The sequence below is a fragment of the Paraburkholderia sp. CNPSo 3274 genome (assembly GCF_024206475.1).
Classification (GTDB): Bacteria; Pseudomonadota; Gammaproteobacteria; order Burkholderiales; family Burkholderiaceae; genus Paraburkholderia.
Window position 1 is genome coordinate 1 of sequence record NZ_JAMBPR010000229.1, and the last position, 912, is coordinate 912.

The window sequence follows — 912 nt, forward strand, 5'->3', positions numbered from 1 at the left end:
GCGATTGTTGCGATCGACGGCAGCAAGTTCAAGGCGGTGAACCACCGCGACCGCAACTTCACGAGCGCCAAGCTCGAGCGACGGATGCGCGACATTGAGTCAAGTATCGCTCGCTATCTCGAGGCGATGGACACAGCGGATCGTCAGGAGCCTGCGATCGCGAAGGCCAGGACAGAGCGACTGCAGGAGAAGATCGCGGCCTTGAAAGAGCAGATGCGCAGTCTGAAGGAGATCGAGGTTCAACTCAACGCGGCGCCCGACGGACAGATATCGCTCACAGATCCGGATGCCCGTTCGATGAAGACGCGCGGAACTGGCATCGTCGGCTACAACGTCCAGACGGCGGTTGACACAAAGCACCATCTGATCGTCGCGCACGCAGTGACTAATGACGGCATCGACCGTGATCAGTTAACGTCGATGGCGAAGCTTGCCCGCACAGAGATGGGTGTTGACAAGCTCACCGCAGTAGCGGATCGCGGCTACTACAAGAGCGAAGAGATACTCGCATGTCATGAGGCTGGGATAACCGTGTTCGTTCCAAAGACGGTGACATCGAGCGCTACGGCTCATGGCCGCTTCGGCAAGGAAGACTTCATTTACGACGCAAAGACGAACGAATATCGATGTCCGGCAGGCGAGCGGCTCACTTGGCGATTCTCGACCGTTGAGCGAGGCCTGAAACTCAGTAAGTATTGGAGTTCTAATTGCCAGCAATGTTCGCTAAAAAAGGACTGCACACCGGGTCCTCAACGCCGCGTGGCACGCTGGGAACACGAAGCTGTTCTGGACGAGATGCAGGCGCGACTTGACCAAGCCCCTGAGATGATGCGAATCCGACGGCAGACTGTCGAGCATACATTTGGCACGATCAAGGCGTGGATGGGTGCAACCCATTTCCTGACAAAAACC

General features: G+C 57.0%; 1 protein-coding gene. It reads left to right on the plus strand.

What is annotated here, in order from left to right:
* Nucleotides 1-912 (plus strand): transposase (locus M3I54_RS44370; RefSeq protein ID WP_254346734.1); only part of this gene is annotated, 912 nt, incomplete at both ends.